Consider the following 16,789-nt stretch of genomic DNA (forward strand, 5'->3'; position numbering starts at 1 on the left):
TCTGTTTCGAGGACCGCCCGAAACCACCGATTCACCCGTGTCATCCCGAATCGGCTGTCATTCCTTGCTGAGATCAGTTCACTGCACGCTTGAACGTGACTCGCAACCTCAGATAAAAACGCGCCGCGTCCGCGTCGAGATCTTTTATCTCACGCCCGAGGGAGTTGGCGATTCGACCTTCGAGCGGCGGAAGCGGCGTGTTCACCATCGACTCGATCTCCCGCTCCGCTTGCTCGATGCCGGCGATCTGCCCGGCGACTCTCCGCAGATCGTCGATGACGCGCTGGCGCGACACCGGTGAACCATCGCGGTGAATGACCCCTTCTGCGGGAAGGTGACCGTTCTGGGGGCTTTCGCCGTAGCGGACCCCTCGACCCCATCGGTCGGCGAGCCCTTCGACAATCTGCGCCCAGAAATTTTGCATCTGGGTCCTGATCTGGATCTCCACCGGAACACCATCAGGGAAGACGATCAGGTGGACGGCCCGATAGCCGTGGCTCGGGATAATCCTGCGGTCGACGACTTTTGTGGGCACACCGGTCCACCGGTTGAAGTGAGCCTTGAGAAGCTCCACCAATTCGTCCTGCTTGGTCCAGCCGCCTTCGACGACCGTGCGGGCGCCGGCAAGATCTTGAACGCGCGCCAAGGCCATTCCCTTCTCGCGCCGGAGCTTCTCGATCAAGACGCTCCTGGTCTTCACCCGGGAGGTCGAGGAAAGACCGATGAGCGAAAGTTGTTCCTCCACCGTCACCAGGATCTCCTGGTACGCCCTCAGCACGGCATTGAGCTGCTGGAGATCCTCTTTGGCCGGTGGCTCATTGACGGCAATACGGTCGCCCAGCTTGTTCAATTGCTTCTTCGAGGACGGCAGAGGCACGCCGGAAAGCTACTCGCTTTGATTGATCTACCTCCATGGGGGTGCGGCCACCGAAATCCGTTTCATCCGGAGTCGCACTCCGGCAAAGGCGGTAGCGGATCGGGATCCGCTACCGCCGGTTCGATCACGGAGTCCAGAGGCCCGTCGCGATGGCCTTGGTCAAAGAGGCGTTGGCGTCGTCGCCGTCGAGCGACCACATCATGGCGCCGCCGAGGCCCTTGGAGCGGATCCACAGCGACTTCTGCAGCAGCACTGCCGGGTCGTCGTAGGTCCAGAACGTGGTGCCGTCGTAAAGCCAGGCGTGGCCCGACTTGAGGTCACGGTGGACCTTGAAACCGGGGAGCGTCCTGACCGTCTTGTAGTCCTCGGTGCCGGCGGCGAACTTGCCGGGGGCCGGTCCCGTGGCCGGGGCGAACAAGCCGTTCCTGCTGCCGGTCACGCCGGTCCAGCCTTGGCTGTAGTACGGCACGCCGAGGACGAGCTTCTGACGCGGGGCACCCAGCGACAGCCACTTGTTGATGGCAACTTCGGACGAGAAGTCGGGGTTGTCGGGAGCGCCCGCCGGCACGCGCAGGGCCGACTGCTGGTTGGTCCGCGCCTCCCACGAGCCGTGGAAGTCGTAGCCCTGAACCGTGGCGAAGTCGAGGTACTTGAAGATCTTGCCTTCGAAGCCGGCGTCGACCTTCACCGGCGCGGCCGGCAGGAAGGCCGTGAGGTCGTAGCGCTTCTTCGTGGTCCGGCTCAACGCGGACAGCTGCGCCCGGAACTCCTCGGTCAGCAGCGTGAAGTTCTGCTTGTCCTCGGGGCGGATGACGTTGCCGACCTCGCCGGAGGAGCCGGGCCATTCCCAGTCGAGGTCGATGCCGTCGAGGACCCCGGCCGCCACCCCGGCCGGCAGACCGGGCAGGTTGCCCTTGATCCACAGGTCCACGCAGGACGACACGAGCTTTTTGCGGGAGGCGTCGGTGAGGGCCGCGTCCGAGAAGTACTTCGAGCCGGTCCAGCCGCCCAGCGAGATCAGCACCCGCAGCTTCGGGTTCTTCTTCTTCAGCTCGGCGATCTGGTTGAGGTTGCCGCTGATGGGCTGACCGGCGACGTCAGCGACGCCGTCGACGCTGTTCTCGGCCGTGAACGGGGTCTGCCAGTCGGCCCAGGGGTCGGCCGAGACGCAGAGGCCGTCCGCGGTGACCGGGCCGAACGCGTAGTTGATGTGGGTGAGGCGGGACGCGGCGCCGGATTGCTGCACATCGGCGAGCTGGAAATCGCGACCGTAAATGCCCCACTGGGTGAAGTATCCGACCTTGACATATGATTTTGCGCTTGCTTGTGCGGGTGTCGCTACGGCCGTCGATGCCACCGCGGCGACGGCCGCCGCGGCGATGAGACGGCGGGTCAGAACACGCATGAGCCCTCCGGGGCGAAACGTTGAACAAAGTTTCCTAATTGAGGAAGCTAAACGTCTCGGCCCCGGGAGGCAATGGGTCAGCGCAGATGCGCCGTTTCGTTCACCGAGCGCACCGCGATGTTGCCGTCGGGCCAGGCATCCATCGTGGACACCCCTGCCGTGTCGAGGTACAGCCGGTGCAGGAAGGCGTCCGACGCCGCCAGCGCGTCCCGCAGGATCAGCTTGATCGGCGAGACGTGCGAAACCACCACGACAACCCCACCGGCGTACGTCTGAAGGACCGTCGCCATCGCGCCGCGCACCCGCTTCGAGACCGCCTGGAACGACTCGCCACCCGGCGGCGCCACGCTCGTCGAGCCGAGCCACGCCTCCATCTCGCGCGGCCACTGCTCCTGCGCCTCGGCGAAGGTGAGCCCCTCCCAGACCCCGAAGTCGACCTCGATCAGGTCGTCGACGACCGTGACGGGCACCCCGCCGACCTCGGCCGAGATCAGTTCCGCCGTACGCACGCAGCGGCTCAACGGCGAGCTGACGATCGCCGTGACGTCGCGGGCGAGGCCCGCCACCCGCCCGCCGGCCGCCATCGCCTGCGCCTCGCCCTGTTCGGAGAGCGGCACGTCACCCCGGCCCGAGTAGCGGCCCTGGCTGGTCAGCGTGCTCTCGCCGTGACGCACCAGGATCAGCCGGGTCGCGTCGTCGAGCGACGGCGGCGCCCAGGACTTGGGAGCGGCCGGCGTGATCACCTCGGGAACGACGCGGTCGGCCACCGGCTTGCCCGCGGCCTCGTCCATGGCCCGGTTGGCCAGCGCGTCGGCCGCCTTGTTGCGCTCGCGCGGGATCCACTCGAACGTGACCTTGCCGATCCGCGCCACCAGCTGGGCCGCCTCGGCCGCGAGGGGACGCAGACCGGCGTTCTTGATCTGCCAGCGTCCGGACATCTGCTCGACCACGAGCTTGGAGTCCATCCGCACGGCGACTTCGGTGGCGCCCAGTTCGAGGGCCGCCTTGAGCCCCTCGATCAGGCCCGTGTACTCGGCCACGTTGTTGGTGGTGACGCCGAGCGACCCCTGCCGCTCGAGCAGCACCTGGCCGTCCGTGTCGAGCACGACCGAGCCGTACCCGGCCGGCCCCGGATTCCCCCGCGACCCCCCGTCCGCCTCGACCACAACCCTCAGTGCTTCCATGCTTCGCCCCTCATGCAGCGCCAAGATGACGACACCTTGCCTCCGCTGCGCTCCAGCAAGACGCCGCCGCGCCAATTCGAGGGCTCATAGTCCCGATTCCTTGGTGCGGACCATGATGCGGCGGCACTCCTCGCAGCGGACCACGTCGTCGGGCTCGGCCGCCTTGACCCGAGCCAGGTCGGCGCCGTAGAGCTCGATGCGGCAGCCACCGCAGCGGCCGGACTGGAACAGCGCGGCGCCCAGGCCCGACTCGAGCCGGATCTTGTCGTACAGCCCGACCAAGTCGGCCGGCAGGTCGGCGGCCAGCGGGCCGCGCGACGACGTCTTGAACTCCTGCTCCTTGGTGATGTCGGCCAGCGCTTCGTCCCGCCGCCGCTCGGCCGCCTGGCGCCGCTCGTTCGCCGCGTTCAGCCGGCCCTGCACCTCGGACAGCGCCGCGTCGGCGGTCTCCCGCTGCTCCATCAGCTCGAGCTCGGCGTCCTCGAGTTCGCCCTGCCGCCGGTTGAGCGTGGCCAGCTCGTGCTGCAACCCCTCGATCTCGCGCAGCGCGCCGCCGGCGTCGAGCCGCTGCTGGTCACGGTCCTTGCGGGCCCGCACCTGCTCGATGTCCTTCTCGAAGCGGCTGATGTCGCGGTCGAGGTCGTCCACCGCGACCTGGGCCCGCACCCGCTCGTCCTCGAGCGCGGCGAGCTCCCGCTGCACGGCTTCGATCTCGGCCAGCTCGGGCAGCGACTTGCGGCGGTGGGCGAGCTGGGCGAGGGCGGTGTCGACCGCTTGCAGGTCGAGCAAGCGGCGCTGGGCATCCGGCGAGGCCTTCACAGCAGGGGCTCCTTCTTTTCGGGAATGTCCCTGGCGTGCACGGTCCAGGGGTCGGTGTCCACATCAGACACGATGATTTCGGCGCCGGACTCCGCGCGCAGCCAGGCCGCGACGTCGTCGAGCCACGGGCGCTCGGTGGCCCAGTGTGCGACGTCGAGCAGCGCGGGCCCGCCCTCGGCGAGGTGCTCGCTGGCGGGATGGTGGCGAAGATCGGCACAGAGGTACGCGTCGACGCCGGCCCGAGCCGCGTCGCCCAGGAACGAGTCGCCCGCGCCCCCGCAGACGGCGACCGTACGCAGCACCCGCGACGGGTCGCCGGCGGCCCGGATCCCGCCCGCAGTGGTGGGCAGCCGCACCGCCGCGAACCCGGTGAACTCGGCCAAATCCATCGGTTCGGCCAGGTCGCCGATGCGCCCGACGCCGCGGCCCTCACCGGCGGCAGCGCCCGTGGCCGGCACGAGGGGCCGCAGGTCGCGCAGGCCGAGCCGGGCCGCGAGCGCGTCGGACACGCCCGGCCGGGCCACGTCGGCGTTGGTATGCGCGCAGTACAGCGCGACGTCCTGGCGGATCAGCCGGTGGATGATCCGGCCCTTGTACGTGTCGGGCGCGATCGATGAGACCGGCTTCAGCAGCAACGGGTGGTGGGCGACGATCAGGTCGGCCCGCTCGGACAGCGCCTGGTCGACCGTCTCGGGCACGCAGTCGACGACGCACAGGATCCGCCGGACGGGGTGCTCGAAGTCGCCGAGCACGAGTCCGACCCTGTCCCACGACTCGGCCCAGTCACGGGGATAGCGCCGGTCGAGGGCGCTGACCACGTCGAGGACGGTGGGGGCGGCGGCGGTGTCGGTCACGGCCGCCAACTCTATCGGGCCGCTCCGGCGGAATCGGCAGGACAGGCCTACGCCGGTTCGGCCCGGCTGCCGCTGCTCATGCTCACCGGGCTGCTGACCGCCTGGAGGGCGCGCCGCCAGGGGAACTGGCCCCGAAAACGATCGGTTTGCCCGGGTCCACCGAGCCGGCAGACGTCCTCGCCGTACAGAACGTGCACGCCCCAGTCGCGCAGCCGGGCCAGGCTCTCGTGCAGCGCCGGATGCAGGGCCATGACCTTGTTCGTGTACGGGACCACGGCCGTGGGCACGCCGTAGCCGTAGCCCTCAATCAGCAGGCCGAGAACCAGGGTGTCGGTGATCCCTGCGGCCCATTTGTTGACGGTGTTGACCGTGGCGGGCGCGACGATCATCGCGTCGGCCGGCGGCAGCACGTCGGGGTCACCGGGGCTCTTGTAGTAGGTGCGTACCGGATGACCGGTCTGTGCCTGGAGTGCGGCCACGTCGACGAACTTGCGCCCGTCGGGAGTCGTGATCACGCACACCTCCCAGCCTTCCTGCTGGGCCAGGCCGACCAGGATGCCGACGTCGCGGGCCATGGGCGAACCGCAGACCAGGACGTACAGCACACCACCGGGCGCGGCGTTACCGATCGTCACGAACCCACCTCATACACCGACTCCCATCTGCTCGGCCAGCTCCGCTATCGGAGCCGGCGGAGTGCCCCGCGTCCGGCGGAGCACGTCGGAAAGCACCTCGTGCGCGAGCGGGCGGCAACGGATCTCGGACGGGGCGAGCCGGTCGCCCTCGAGCAGCATCTCGCTGGCCTTCTCGATGTTGCCGATCTGCGTGTAGCCACGGGCGATGTCCAGGAAGTGGTGCGCCCGGCGTTCCGGCAGCAACGCGTTGAAGCCGACGACATCGATCTTCTCGTGCGTGTCGACCGCGGCCCGGCCGTCGCCCAGTTCGACCGCGGCCGCGCAGCGGTGCAGCTGGACGTTGGTGGGGCCGAAGCTGGTCCAGTAGTGGTTGAAGTCGCCGCCCAGTTCGAGCGACGCCTGCTCGGCGCCGCAGAGCAGGTCGCGCACGGTCGCGCTGTCGCCGATGCGTGCCGCCGCCATCGCACCGTTGAGCAGCAACATGCCGTACACCGACAGGCGCTCCCCCCGGTGCGCCGGCTCGTGCACGGGCGCCAGCCGGTTCGCGATGTTGACGTTGACCTCGAGCGCGGGACGGACCCGGCCCAGCGCCAGCAGCGCGCTGCCGACCCGGAAGCTGGCCAGACCGGCCAGCAACTGGTCGCCGGCCCGCTGCGAGACGGCGATCGAGCGGTCGGCCGCCAGCCACGACAGCTCGTGCTCGCCGACCTTGCGCAGCGCGGACGACGCGATCTGGTAAACCTGGCCCAGCAGGTGGGCCGCGTCCTTGGCGTCGGCGCCGGTCGCGTACGCGCTGTCGGCCGCCTGGGCGTCCCGCAGCAGCTTGGGCAGCATGCGGGCCAGCACCCCGTACTTGGCGTGCTGATAGGTCAGCCAGGCGTGGCTGACTGCCTTGTGCATCTCGGCCAGCGGCGGCGAATGTGGCACCGCTTGGAAAAACGCACTCATCTGGTCATAACGCTCCAGAGCGGCGCGAATCTCCTCAACTTCGACCTGGTCGATGCAGTTCTGGGTCTCCGGCCGGCGTTCCACATCCTTGCCCAGCAACAGCTGGACATCGACCTGAAGCACGTCGGCGATCTCGTAGACGACTGAGAACTTGTCGAGCCGGCGGACTCCCCGCTCCACCTTGTCGACCCAGCTCTTGGACTTTCCCAGCCGGTCCGCGAAGACCTGCTGGGACATCTTGCGTCGGCCGCGCCAATAGGCGACGCGGCGGCCGATCGGCAGCTCGTCCACGGTGCCTCCCCCGACTCGCCGGCGACCCCCGCCGGCAAGCCCTTGTGTCAACTCGCAGTCTGAACCCGCCACGTGTGCGAACGTCGCACAGCGTGTGTGATCGCCTGCTAACCGATGCTCTTAGTTTTGCCCGCAACTTGCAAAGGGTGGATCTGACGAAATCAACGAGGTGTGTCGTGCTTGGATACGGCGTCTCCGGCTGATATGGCGGCGGACCACCTGGATCGGGATTCATCGAGCCGTGCAGTGGACAGCGCATCGACCGTTCGTACCGCCGGCGATGATTGATCGTCGGCGTCCGCGCCGGGGCGGATGACGTAGTCGCCGCACAGTCGATCCGCATGTCGAGTGACACCGTAGTGTGCCGGAGGGTGACGGTCGAGTCACTCAGACGGATGAATCCCGCTTGGGCCGGGCCCGGACGTGGATGCGGGCGCCCTGACTGTCGAAGATCGACAGGAACTCGACCGCCTTGCCCTCGGCGCTGCCGAACCAGTGCGGCACCCGGGTGTCGAACTCGGCCGCCTCGCCCGCCGGCAGCACCAGGTCGTGCTGGCCGAGGACCAGGCGCAGGCGGCCGCTCATCACGTACAGCCACTCGTAGCCCTCGTGCGACTTGGGGTCGGGGTCCTGCCGCTGCCCGGCCTCGATGATGTGCTTGAACGCCTGCGGGCCGCCCGGATTGCGGGTCAGCGGCAGGATCGTCTGGCCGAACCGCTGGATCGGACGGGCGTACACGCGGGGATCGCCGGTCGGTGGCGCGCCGACCAGCTCGTCGAGCGGCACCCGATACGCCCGGGCCAGCGGCAGCAGCAGTTCGAGGGTGGCCTTGCGCTGCCCCGACTCGAGCCGGGACAGCGTGCTCACCGAGATGCCGGTGGTGTCGGCCAGCGCCGTCAGCGTGATGCCGGCGTCGCGCCGCAGGGCCCGCAGCCTCGGCCCGACCTCCCGCAGAACGTCCTCGTTATTTGCCGTCATGGCAAAGAAGTTTCTCGTATCCGGGAAAGCTTGGCCACCATGGGGACATGACCTACGACGTGATTGTTATCGGGGGCGGACCGGCCGGGCTCAGCGGCGCGGTGGCCCTGGGACGGGCGTTGCGCTCGGTGCTGGTGATCGACTCCGGCCAGGGCCGGAACGCCCCCGCCGAGGGCATCCACAACTTCCTGACCCGCGACGGGATGAGCCCGGCGGAGTTCCGCGCGGCCGGGCGGGCCGAGGTGGAGAAGTACGGCGGACGGGTGATCGACGGGGAGGTGGTCTCGGCCGTGCCCGGCTTCGAGGTCGCCCTGGCCGACGGCTCGGTCCACCGGGCGCGGCGCCTGCTGGTGACGGCGGGGGTAGTCGACCTGCTGCCGGACGTGCCCGGACTGGCCGAGGGCTGGGGCTCGACCGTGCTGCACTGCCCCTACTGCCACGGCTACGAGGTGCGCGGCAAGGCGATCGGCGTGATCGGGATGCCGGGCGAGGAGCAGACCGGCCACAAGATGCGGCTGTGGAGCCAGTGGAGCCCGGACGTGCGCCTGCTGGAGCTGGACAGGATCGCCGCGGTCGAGCCCGGCGGCGTCCGGATGACCGACGGCAGCCTGGTGGCACGGGACTACCTGGTGGTCACCACCCGGATCGAGGCCCGCGCCGGGTTCCTCGGCACGCTCGGGCTCGAGGCCGTCGAACACCCGATGGGCATCGGCACGTACGTGCCCGCGACCGACCCGACCGGACGCACCGCGGTCGACGGCGTCTGGGTGGCCGGCAACGTCGCCGATCCGATGGCCCAGGTGATCAGCGCGGCCGCCGCCGGCCTGACCGCGGGCGCGATGATCAATGCTGACCTGTTGCCGCCAGCTCCCGATAAGCCGTGATCACCGCGGCCGTACGGTCGGCCAGCTCCGGTCCGGCCCCGTCCACCGGCGCCGGCTGCTGGTCGGCCAGGCCGGACAGCACCAGCTCGGCCTGCCGGGCGGTCTCGCCGATCTCGCGCTCGCGCAGGAAGGCCTCGCCGACCAGCGCCGTCCGGTCGAGGCTGCGCAGGATGCGGTTGGCCTGCCCGCCGGTCTCGAGCCACAGCTCGTCGGCGCGCTCCCGCTGAGCGGCCAGGGCCAGGACGGCCGGGCTGTCGGCGGGGACGTCCTGATCCCGTACGCCGGCGATCTCCGCCCGCAGGCGGCGGAGCTCCTGCCGGCGTACGAGCAGACCGCCCAGCTCGTCGAGGGCGCCGGTCAGGGAGCGGTCGGCCAGCCCGGGATCGATCATGCCGGGCAGGCCGGGCCAGGTGCGGCGGATGCGGCGGGAGACGCCGACAGCCCGGCGGAAGACGGCTCGCTCCTGCTCCGCCCACAGGACGTGGACGCCCTCGCGGGCCGGGATCTCGAACGAGGCGGCGTGCGCGGCACGGTGCTGGCGCTGCCAGACGGCGGCGACGGCGGCCAGCGATGCGGCCAAGGGCAGCCACCAGAGCACGCCCACGGCGTAGAGAGCAGCCGAAACGGAGATCAGCGCGAGACTCAGGCGGGACGCGGAGGCCACCCGGGCCGCCCGGTCGGCGCCGCTCGGGTCGACGGGGACGACCTCGGTCACCGAACCGGCGCTGTGCCGGACGGCACGACCGGTGCGCAACCTCAGGGCGTACGGGGAAATGACGGTTTTCTCGGCATCCATGCCGATGTGCAGTTCCGCCGGCATGCGCCCTCCGCCTTCCGGGATTGCTGTGGTCGCAGGGCGGGCCCGATCGCCGGGGGGATGCCGACCGGGGCCCGCCCACCGGCGGGACATCCCGCCGGCACTCTCAGCAATCGGTGATCGGGCGGGCTGGTTGAGAATCCGCTCGGGTGCGAACCGGGTGCCCGTTCCGCGGCGCCGGCCGCCCGGGCCGGTCCCCCGATGGAGATCGGGGTAGCCTCGCGGCGTGGATGCGGTCGACCTGGTGCTGCGCAAGTTCGACGGACGGCCGCACCGCCAGGTGACGGGCCGCCTGCTCGGCGAGGACGCGTACGGCACCTGGCTGGGCACTCCGCGCGGCACCGTCGTCACCTACCACTACGGCGCCCGCCCCCTCGGGCGCACCAAGGTCTCGGCTGTGCGGCTGCTGCCCGCCGAGAAGTGGTGGATGGCGATGTTCCTGGCCGAACCGGCCAAGCGGGAGATCTACTGCGACGTGATCACCCCGCTCCGGTGGACCGGCCCGGCCGAGATCACCGTGATCGACCTCGACATCGACCTCGTGCGCTACCGCGACCACCGGGTCGAGGTGGAGGACGAGGACGAGTTCGAGCAACACCGCCTCGAGATGGGTTACCCGCCCGAGATCGTCGAGGGGTCGCTGAGCGGCGCGGCCTCGTTGCACGAGGCCCTCGTCCGCGACGACGAGCCGTTCGCCTCGCACTACCGCCGCTGGCTGACCCGGGTGGACGGGTGACGGACCCCGTACGGGCGGCGATCGCCGAGGAGCGGCGCCGGGTGGCCGACCTGGTCGACTCGCTGAGCCCGGCCCAGCTCGAGACGCCCAGCCTGTGCGGCGCCTGGACCGTCCGGCAGGTCGCCGGGCACCTGGTGGCCGCGGTCGAGGCGACCCGCGGGGCGATGTTCTCGGCGATGCTCCGCAGTGGATTCCGGCTGCACCGAGCCAACGCGCTGCTCGCCGTCGAGGTGGCCGCGCAGCCGCCGGCCGTGCTGGCCGACGCGCTGCGCCGCCGGGCCCACGACGACTTCCGGCTGCCGATCGTGGGCTATCCGGGCCAGCTCACCGACCTGCAGGTGCACGGGCAGGACATGCGCCGGCCGCTCGGGCTGCCGCACGGGCTCACGCTCGACCACGTCCGGATGTCGCTGGACTTCCTGACCAGCGGGCGGGCAGCCGGTTTCACCCCGCGCCGCCGACCGGCCGGGCTGCGCCTCGAGGCCACCGACCTGGACTGGGCGTACGGAGCGGGCGCGCTGGTCAGCGGGCCGGCCGAGGCCCTCATGATGGCGCTCACGGGACGCGCCCAGGTGCTCGGCGAGATCGACGGTCCGGGCGTCCGCGTGCTGGCCGCCCGGATCACCTGAGGCCGCCCGCCCGCCACCGCCGAAAACTGTCGGAGGGTAGCCCTAATGTCACCGCCATGAATGACACCGCCCTCCAGTCATCCCCCATCACCCTCGACCGGCGGCTCGTGCTCGGCGAGATCGACTATCAGGTCACCGCCTTCCCCACCGACGACCACCGCATCGACCTCTGCATCGTGAGCAGCGACGGCGACGGTCACGTGGTCAGCGAGATCAGCGGCGGCATCTCCCCGGCCGACCTGCCCACGCTCACCGACGTCCTCACCTCGACCCTGGCCGGCCTGATCGCGATGACCCAGCCGCCACCGTCGCCGGCCCCTTCGGGCCCCCCGCCCGACCAGCGCGACCGCCACCCCAACCAGGGCGCCCGCTGGACCACGGCCGACGACGAACGCCTGGTCGCGCGCCATCGGGCGGGCGCCCGCCCGCGCGAGCTGATGGCCGAGTTCGGGCGCAGCGAAGGCGGCATCCGGGCCCGGCTGGAAATCCTCGGCGAGCTGCCACCCAGCGGTCGCCGGCGGTTCGCCGGCGAATCCCCCGCCGGTGCCGGCTCCGCCGCTTCAACCGAGTCCGCCGACTGACAGTCGGTGGGGCCGGGCCCGGCGCACGGGCCCGGCCCCACCGATGCCACCACCTCCGGAGCGGCCGCCGGCCAACGGCCGTCCCCCGCTGGTGACGCGCCGGCGCGGTCGGCCGGTCCCGGGCGGGCGTGTGCCCGCGACCGGCCGCCGCTCCGGCGCCGTCCTATTCGCCGCCGGCCGGTTCGCTGCCGACCGGCACGCCGGCCACCGGCACGACCAGGTTCCGGCGCGGGCCGGCCAGGCACGCCTCGACCCGGAGGATCTGCCCGTGGGTGAACATGAACATCGCCACGTCGTCGGTGTAGTCCATGTAGTTCATGAACATGTCGCCGTCCGGCACGTTGTTGCAGGTGATCGACGGAAAAGTGGGCGTGCCGAAGTTCTGGCCGGACTGGTTGGGCGTGTCCGCCACGAAGTCGGTACCGCTGCACCCGGTGCCGTCGTCGCCGCCGATGTGGAAGAGGTTGAGCCAGTGGCCGATCTCGTGGGTGGTGGTCCGCCCCAGGTTGAAGGGCGCGGCCGCCGTCCCGGTCGTGCCGAAGCCGGTGTGGGTGATCACCACGCCGTCGGTGGCCGGCGGCCCGCCGGGGAACTGGGCGTAGCCGAGCAGACCGCCGCCCAGCTGACAGACCCAGACGTTGAGGTAGCGGTCGGCCGGCCACGCGTCGGCCCCACCGCGGGCGGTGAACTTGACCGCGTCGTTGTCCGAGAAGGAACGCACGTCGGTGCGCCGCCGGGTGACGCCCGTGGTGGGGTTGCCCTCCGGGTCGACGCTCGCCCGCCGGAACTCGAGGCGCGCGTCGGCGACCAGGCCCTGCCACACCTTCGGCACACCCTTGAGGTCGGCGTTCGCGGCCCGGAAGTCCTCGTTGAGCACGGCGATCTGGGTGTCGATCTGCTCCTCCGAGAGGTTCTGCTCGTCGGTGTTGTGCACGACGTGCACGACCACCGGGATCGTCACGACCTCGGCCCGGCTGGGCTGCTCCTCACCGGTCGCGAAGGCGAACGCGAGGTTTTCGATGGCGGCCCGGTTGAGCCGGTAGTTCAGGCTTTCGTTCAGCAGGCGGCGGTGCACGTCCTCGCTGCCGCAGCGGCGCCGCGCCGGGGTCTCGACGATGTCGGCGGTGTCCATCGGGCCTCATCTCCTCGCGCTATTTTCGGATCCTCAGCACCTGCTCGTCGTGCGCGACGATGTGCAGCACGCGACTCCCCGCGCCGGCCCGCACGCGCAGGGCGCCGCCCTCCCCCGGCTCCCAGCTGCCCTGGCTCGCGGCGGCCCGGTCGGCCGGCCCGGCGGCATACTCCAGATAGCCGCCCCCCGGCCGGAACTCGACGCTGGGCCGCGGCGCCCGGCTGGGCGGGAAGGCGAACTCGGCCGGCCGGTAGACAGCCTGATCGTCGGTGTCCTCCTCGAAGGAGCGGTACCACCGCCGGTAAAGATCCGGCGAGATCTCTGGCATGCTCCGCAACCCTTCGAACGGTGCCTTTGGTGGTGGCCAGGGTGACAGCATCACCGCTGGTGGGCCCGCCTGCGTCCGTGATCCGACACCGTTTCGGACGAACGACCGATGACCCTTGCCGAGGGTGGCGCGCACCGTCGAGCGATGAGCTGGAACCCGCGCACCGCGCACCGCGTGGCCGCGATCGACGCCTACCGCTTCCCCGCGGCCGTGCGCCAGCGCCTCGCGTCCGAACACGACAGCCTGTCCCAGGCCGGCCTCGACCAGGTCGAGTCGGCCACCCGCCAGTGGTTCCGCCTGGCCGCCCGCCATCCGCGGGCCAAGCTGACCATGCCTTCGCTGATCGCCGCCGCACTGTGGACCGAGTTGTCCCGCCAGGCCACCGAATACGCCGCCTTCTGCACCGAGGCCTTCGGCCGCGCGTCGCTCGACGGGCCTTCCCCATCCGGGCCGACAGCACCGGCTTCCCCATCCGGGCCGACAGCACCGGCTTCCCCATCCGGGCCGACAGCACCGGCTTCCTCATCCGGGCCGGCCGCGCTGGCCGACACGTTCCGGTTCGCCCGGCAGGACGAGAACTGCGGTCCGGCCGCGCTTCCCCTGCTCTTCCGGATCGACCAGCAGCTGGCGATCCGCGGCGGCTACCGCTACCTGGCCGACTGCGGCGGCCGAGGCACCTGCTACGACGTGCCCGGCGCCGTCTGCCTGCAACACCTCAAGGGCCACGGCCGACTGCTCCGCGGCCGCAACCGGTTCGGCCCGCCCCCACCCGGCAACTCCGGCCCCGCCGGCGGAGGCATGGCGTGTGGAGGCGGTTGCGGCTCGTCGTAATGCGTTGCGGCCACGGCCGACGAGCGGCCAGGCTGCGGGGCGTGACGAAATCTGTGATCGAGGTCTTCGACCGCGTCGCCGAGCGCTACGACGACGTCCTGCCGTTCTTCTCCGAGTTCGGGCGGCTCACCGCTCGGCGGTTGCCCGAGCCGCAGCCCGGCGGTCGCCTCCTCGACATAGGAACGGGAAGAGGCGCGATCGCCGTCCCGGCGCGGGAGCGCGGATACGAGGTCACAGCGGTCGACGCGGCGCCCGGCATGGTCGCGCGGCTGCGACAGGAACAACCAGGCCTGGACGCGCGACTGATGGACGCCGCCCGGCTCCAGTTCCCCGACGAGTCGTTCGACGTGGTCACCGCCGGCCTGGTCATGCACCTCGTGGACGACGCGGCAGCGGTCGCGCGCGAGGTGCGGCGAGTCCTGCGCCCGGGCGGACTGTTCGCATTCACGACCCCGGGCCGGGTGCCCGAGGGGTTCGAATTCGCCGACGGCGCCAACGAGCTGTTCGGCGAGTTCGCCCGGTACCTGCCGCCGCAGGGCAGCATGGGCGCGCCGTTCGACGAGGTCGACACGCTGACCGAAGCCGGGTTCGTGCCCGTGCGGCACACAGATCTCAGGCTGGAGCTGCCCGTCCCGACGCCGAGACCCTCTGGCAGTGGTTCCAGACGCACGGCACGCGCAAATACTTCGACGATCTGCCGCCCGGGCGCCGCGACGAGTTCCGCCGCCGGCTGATCGACGACCTCGAAAGTCGCCGCCGTCCGCTGCTTCTGCGACGGTACGCGTGGCTGCACGAGGCCCGGAAAAGCGATTGATCATGATGCGACGATCGAGCGCATGAAGAAGATTCCCACGCTGTTCCTGCGGGACCCCGACAACCGAAAGCGCCTGCTGCCCGAGGTGCACCCCGGCTGCGGCTGGGTGCTCGCCGGCGAAGGAGTCGCAACCCGCAAGTACGACGGCACGTGCGTGCTGCTCGACGAGGCAGGCGTGTGGTGGGCCCGGCGCGAGGTCCGCCCCGGCCGCACCCGCCCGCCCGGCTACCGCGCGGTGATGACCGACGAGGTCACCGGCAAAACGGTGGGCTGGGAACCGATCGCACAGTCGTCCTACGCCCGCTACCACGCCGAGGCCCTCGAGTCGGACCGCCGCGCCTTCAAGCCCGGCACCCACGAGCTGATCGGCGAGAAAATCAACGGCAACCCCGAGTCCGTACGCGGCCACGCCCTGGTGGCCCACGCCGAAGCCGACCGCTTCGACGTCCCCACAGACTTCGCCACCCTGCGCGACTGGCTGCTGGCCCACCCACACTACGAGGGCATCGTCTGGCACCACCCAGACGGCCGCCGAGCCAAGCTCAAGCACCGAGACTTCGCCCTGTCCCCGACAGACGCCCCGATCCTCATGATGTGACTGTCCACGCCCGCCCCGGCTTCGTCCGCACATTCCTGGCCGTATTCATCACGCTGATGGTCATGGACGCCCAGGTCGACCAGGACAGCCCCGCCGCCGGAGCCGCCGTCTACGCAGCTCTACTACTCGACCTCACCGCGAAGTTCACGATTGCGGGTAGGCCTCGACCGCCTGACGGCTGGCCCGACGTTCGGGGGCCCGAGGAAGTATGGGCGACGTCGGAGATGAAGTTCGCCTGAGATCGAGTCGCCGCCAGGCCGCCTGGCCGCCTGGCGCGACCAACGCGACGTGGGGTTTCCGGGGGCTCGGCCCCCGGAGCAGAAATGACGAGGCGGCCGGTCCGCGCTTTCCGCGGACACACTTCGCCCCGCCTCGTGGGCGCGGTAGGTTTCGAACCTACGACCCCTCGCTTGTAAGGCGAGTGCTCTCCCACTGAGCTACGCGCCCGGCATGGCCGGAGTGGCCATCGTACCCAAAGTCAGCTGGGCAGGTCGGCCAGGGCCGCGCGCCAGGCTTTCTGGTCTCGGGGGTCGCCCGGGCCCAGCATCTCGGCGAAGCGAATTGCGCCGTCGCGGTCGATGAGGAACGTGCCGCGGTTGGCCATGCCGCCGCCGTCGTGGAAGACGCTGTAGGTCTGGGCTACCTCGCCGTGCGGCCAGAAGTCGGCCAGCAGCGGGAAGTCGAAGCCTTCCTGGGTGGCCCAGACCTTGTGGGCGTAGACCGAGTCGACGCTCACGGCCAGGACCTGCACCCGGTCGTTCTGGTAGGCGGGCAGGTTGTCCCTGATCTCCGCCAGTTCGCCCTGGCACGTGCCGGTGAACGTGAAGGGGTAGAACACCAGCAGGACGGCCTTGCGGCCGCGGAATTGCGACAGGCGTACGGGCTGGTTGTTCTGGTCCTTCAGGGAGAATTCCGGCGCGGCGGCGCCGACGGGCAGCGGCATGGGGACAAGCCTAACCGGGCCGGCGCCCCGGGGGCGCCGACCGGTCCGACTCAGGGCAGCGAGCTACTTCTTCTTGTTGCCCCTGGGGGTGACCAGCCGGGCGCCGGTCCAGTCCTTGCCCGCGTTGACCGTCGAGGTCTGCTGCAGACCGGCCGTGGGGGCCGATTCGCTGATCTCGCTCGGTTCTACGTGGTTGTCCCGCCCGGCCTTGGGGGTCAGCAGCCACACCACGCCGTTGTCGGCGAGGGGGCCCAGGGCGTCGGTGAGAATTTCGAAAAGGTCACCGTCACCGTCGCGGTACCACAACAGCACCGCGTCGACGACCTCGTCGGTGTCTTCGTCGACCAACTCGCCGACACGTTCGGTCAGGGCGTCACGGAGGTCTTCGTCGACATCGTCGTCGTAGCCCATCTCCATGACCACCATGTTCGGCTCGAAGCCGAACCGGTCCGCCAGGCTGCGTACGCCGTCGGCCTGACCAGCGGTCGCGCTCACTGTCTAAGTC

21 protein-coding genes and 1 tRNA gene are annotated in these 16,789 nt (G+C 70.5%); 8 read left to right on the forward strand and 14 right to left on the reverse strand.

Annotated features, from left to right (window positions below; all coding sequences use genetic code 11):
* Nucleotides 1–73 precede the first annotated feature (73 nt).
* The 8 genes from LXN57_RS22425 to LXN57_RS22460 form a co-directional block, all read right to left on the reverse strand.
* Complete coding sequence (locus tag LXN57_RS22425) at nucleotides 74–877, reverse strand: RelA/SpoT-related domain-containing protein (protein ID WP_251800141.1); 804 nt, start codon at nucleotides 875–877, stop codon at nucleotides 74–76.
* 124 nt (nucleotides 878–1,001) lie between these two features.
* Nucleotides 1,002–2,282, reverse strand: a complete 1,281-nt coding sequence (locus tag LXN57_RS22430; RefSeq protein WP_251800142.1) for a glycoside hydrolase family 18 protein — start codon at nucleotides 2,280–2,282, stop codon at nucleotides 1,002–1,004.
* A gap of 77 nt (nucleotides 2,283–2,359) precedes the next feature.
* Nucleotides 2,360–3,466 (reverse strand): bifunctional RNase H/acid phosphatase, encoded by a 1,107-nt coding sequence (locus LXN57_RS22435; RefSeq protein WP_251800143.1) that lies wholly within the window; start codon nucleotides 3,464–3,466, stop codon nucleotides 2,360–2,362.
* Nucleotides 3,467–3,550: 84 nt separating this feature from the next.
* Nucleotides 3,551–4,285: a zinc ribbon domain-containing protein gene (locus LXN57_RS22440; RefSeq protein WP_251800144.1), complete on the reverse strand. Its 735-nt coding sequence runs from the start codon at nucleotides 4,283–4,285 to the stop codon at nucleotides 3,551–3,553.
* Nucleotides 4,282–5,103, reverse strand: coding sequence for a Nif3-like dinuclear metal center hexameric protein (locus LXN57_RS22445; RefSeq protein WP_251800237.1), 822 nt, complete (start codon nucleotides 5,101–5,103; stop codon nucleotides 4,282–4,284). The genes LXN57_RS22440 and LXN57_RS22445 overlap by 4 nt, the downstream gene beginning before the upstream one ends.
* A gap of 83 nt (nucleotides 5,104–5,186) precedes the next feature.
* Complete coding sequence (locus LXN57_RS22450; protein WP_251800238.1) at nucleotides 5,187–5,714, reverse strand: flavoprotein; 528 nt, start codon at nucleotides 5,712–5,714, stop codon at nucleotides 5,187–5,189.
* 69 nt (nucleotides 5,715–5,783) lie between these two features.
* Nucleotides 5,784–7,013 (reverse strand): helix-turn-helix domain-containing protein, encoded by a 1,230-nt coding sequence (locus LXN57_RS22455; protein ID WP_251800145.1) that lies wholly within the window; start codon nucleotides 7,011–7,013, stop codon nucleotides 5,784–5,786.
* Between the two features lie 387 nt (nucleotides 7,014–7,400).
* Nucleotides 7,401–7,991: a helix-turn-helix domain-containing protein gene (locus tag LXN57_RS22460; protein WP_251800146.1), complete on the reverse strand. Its 591-nt coding sequence runs from the start codon at nucleotides 7,989–7,991 to the stop codon at nucleotides 7,401–7,403.
* Nucleotides 7,992–8,038: 47 nt separating this feature from the next.
* Here LXN57_RS22460 and LXN57_RS22465 point away from each other — a divergent pair, with 47 nt between their 5' ends.
* On the forward strand, nucleotides 8,039–8,875 hold the full coding sequence (locus tag LXN57_RS22465) for an NAD(P)/FAD-dependent oxidoreductase (RefSeq protein WP_251800147.1): 837 nt from the start codon (nucleotides 8,039–8,041) through the stop codon (nucleotides 8,873–8,875).
* Here LXN57_RS22465 and LXN57_RS22470 read toward each other — a convergent pair.
* Nucleotides 8,835–9,695, reverse strand: a complete 861-nt coding sequence (locus LXN57_RS22470) for a hypothetical protein (protein ID WP_251800148.1) — start codon at nucleotides 9,693–9,695, stop codon at nucleotides 8,835–8,837. The genes LXN57_RS22465 and LXN57_RS22470 overlap by 41 nt on opposite strands.
* A 223-nt stretch (nucleotides 9,696–9,918) precedes the next feature.
* Here LXN57_RS22470 and LXN57_RS22475 point away from each other — a divergent pair, with 223 nt between their 5' ends.
* The 3 genes from LXN57_RS22475 to LXN57_RS22485 are packed head-to-tail and all read left to right on the forward strand — an operon-like array spanning nucleotide 9,919 to nucleotide 11,638.
* A complete protein-coding gene (locus LXN57_RS22475) occupies nucleotides 9,919–10,428 on the forward strand; it encodes a ribonuclease FAU-1 family protein (protein ID WP_251800149.1) in 510 nt (169 codons plus the stop codon).
* On the forward strand, nucleotides 10,425–11,057 hold the full coding sequence (locus tag LXN57_RS22480) for a maleylpyruvate isomerase family mycothiol-dependent enzyme (RefSeq protein ID WP_251800150.1): 633 nt from the start codon (nucleotides 10,425–10,427) through the stop codon (nucleotides 11,055–11,057). The genes LXN57_RS22475 and LXN57_RS22480 overlap by 4 nt, the downstream gene beginning before the upstream one ends.
* Nucleotides 11,058–11,113: 56 nt before the next feature.
* On the forward strand, nucleotides 11,114–11,638 hold the full coding sequence (locus tag LXN57_RS22485) for a hypothetical protein (protein ID WP_251800151.1): 525 nt from the start codon (nucleotides 11,114–11,116) through the stop codon (nucleotides 11,636–11,638).
* Between the two features lie 163 nt (nucleotides 11,639–11,801).
* Here LXN57_RS22485 and LXN57_RS22490 read toward each other — a convergent pair whose 3' ends face one another.
* Nucleotides 11,802–12,770, reverse strand: a complete 969-nt coding sequence (locus tag LXN57_RS22490; protein WP_251800152.1) for a zinc metalloprotease — start codon at nucleotides 12,768–12,770, stop codon at nucleotides 11,802–11,804.
* A 19-nt stretch (nucleotides 12,771–12,789) separates the two neighbouring features.
* Nucleotides 12,790–13,098 (reverse strand): hypothetical protein, encoded by a 309-nt coding sequence (locus LXN57_RS22495; RefSeq protein ID WP_251800153.1) that lies wholly within the window; start codon nucleotides 13,096–13,098, stop codon nucleotides 12,790–12,792.
* 144 nt (nucleotides 13,099–13,242) lie between these two features.
* Here LXN57_RS22495 and LXN57_RS22500 point away from each other — a divergent pair, with 144 nt between their 5' ends.
* The 4 genes from LXN57_RS22500 to LXN57_RS22515 all read left to right on the forward strand — a co-directional run bounded on the left by LXN57_RS22500 (nucleotide 13,243) and on the right by LXN57_RS22515 (nucleotide 15,580).
* On the forward strand, nucleotides 13,243–13,929 hold the full coding sequence (locus LXN57_RS22500; RefSeq protein WP_251800154.1) for a UCP032817 domain-containing protein: 687 nt from the start codon (nucleotides 13,243–13,245) through the stop codon (nucleotides 13,927–13,929).
* Nucleotides 13,930–13,970: 41 nt separating this feature from the next.
* The gene (locus tag LXN57_RS22505) at nucleotides 13,971–14,663 is read left to right on the forward strand and encodes a class I SAM-dependent methyltransferase (protein WP_251800155.1); all 693 of its coding nucleotides are present in this window, start codon (nucleotides 13,971–13,973) and stop codon (nucleotides 14,661–14,663) included.
* Nucleotides 14,664–14,765: 102 nt separating this feature from the next.
* Nucleotides 14,766–15,341 (forward strand): RNA ligase 1 family protein, encoded by a 576-nt coding sequence (locus tag LXN57_RS22510; RefSeq protein ID WP_251800156.1) that lies wholly within the window; start codon nucleotides 14,766–14,768, stop codon nucleotides 15,339–15,341.
* The gene (locus LXN57_RS22515) at nucleotides 15,338–15,580 is read left to right on the forward strand and encodes a hypothetical protein (protein WP_251800157.1); all 243 of its coding nucleotides are present in this window, start codon (nucleotides 15,338–15,340) and stop codon (nucleotides 15,578–15,580) included. Before LXN57_RS22510 ends, LXN57_RS22515 begins: the two co-directional genes overlap by 4 nt.
* 136 nt (nucleotides 15,581–15,716) lie before the next feature.
* Here the strand turns inward: LXN57_RS22515 and LXN57_RS22520 are convergent.
* The 3 genes from LXN57_RS22520 to LXN57_RS22530 all read right to left on the reverse strand — a co-directional run bounded on the left by LXN57_RS22520 (nucleotide 15,717) and on the right by LXN57_RS22530 (nucleotide 16,779).
* Nucleotides 15,717–15,788: transfer RNA gene (locus LXN57_RS22520), tRNA-Val, on the reverse strand.
* Between the two features lie 31 nt (nucleotides 15,789–15,819).
* Complete coding sequence (locus LXN57_RS22525) at nucleotides 15,820–16,284, reverse strand: peroxiredoxin (RefSeq protein WP_251800158.1); 465 nt, start codon at nucleotides 16,282–16,284, stop codon at nucleotides 15,820–15,822.
* 63 nt (nucleotides 16,285–16,347) lie between these two features.
* Entirely contained in the window at nucleotides 16,348–16,779 is a 432-nt protein-coding gene (locus LXN57_RS22530) for a DUF3052 domain-containing protein (RefSeq protein WP_221376358.1), read from the reverse strand.
* Nucleotides 16,780–16,789: the final 10 nt, after the last annotated feature.

Origin of the sequence: Paractinoplanes hotanensis (assembly GCF_023717965.1) — a bacterium.
GTDB lineage: Bacteria > Actinomycetota > Actinomycetes > Mycobacteriales > Micromonosporaceae > Actinoplanes > Actinoplanes polyasparticus.

Coding starts and splice junctions, on each gene's coding strand:
- LXN57_RS22470 (WP_251800148.1), bottom strand. CDS start 9,695: ATGCCGGCGGAACTGCACATCGGCATGGATGCCGAGAAAACCGTCATT.
- LXN57_RS22465 (WP_251800147.1), top strand. CDS start 8,039: ATGACCTACGACGTGATTGTTATCGGGGGCGGACCGGCCGGGCTCAGC.
- LXN57_RS22495 (WP_251800153.1), bottom strand. CDS start 13,098: ATGCCAGAGATCTCGCCGGATCTTTACCGGCGGTGGTACCGCTCCTTC.
- LXN57_RS22450 (WP_251800238.1), bottom strand. CDS start 5,714: ATGGCCCGCGACGTCGGCATCCTGGTCGGCCTGGCCCAGCAGGAAGGC.
- LXN57_RS22435 (WP_251800143.1), bottom strand. CDS start 3,466: ATGGAAGCACTGAGGGTTGTGGTCGAGGCGGACGGGGGGTCGCGGGGG.
- LXN57_RS22460 (WP_251800146.1), bottom strand. CDS start 7,991: ATGACGGCAAATAACGAGGACGTTCTGCGGGAGGTCGGGCCGAGGCTG.
- LXN57_RS22490 (WP_251800152.1), bottom strand. CDS start 12,770: ATGGACACCGCCGACATCGTCGAGACCCCGGCGCGGCGCCGCTGCGGC.
- LXN57_RS22500 (WP_251800154.1), top strand. CDS start 13,243: ATGAGCTGGAACCCGCGCACCGCGCACCGCGTGGCCGCGATCGACGCC.
- LXN57_RS22510 (WP_251800156.1), top strand. CDS start 14,766: ATGAAGAAGATTCCCACGCTGTTCCTGCGGGACCCCGACAACCGAAAG.
- LXN57_RS22430 (WP_251800142.1), bottom strand. CDS start 2,282: ATGCGTGTTCTGACCCGCCGTCTCATCGCCGCGGCGGCCGTCGCCGCG.
- LXN57_RS22485 (WP_251800151.1), top strand. CDS start 11,114: ATGAATGACACCGCCCTCCAGTCATCCCCCATCACCCTCGACCGGCGG.
- LXN57_RS22525 (WP_251800158.1), bottom strand. CDS start 16,284: ATGCCGCTGCCCGTCGGCGCCGCCGCGCCGGAATTCTCCCTGAAGGAC.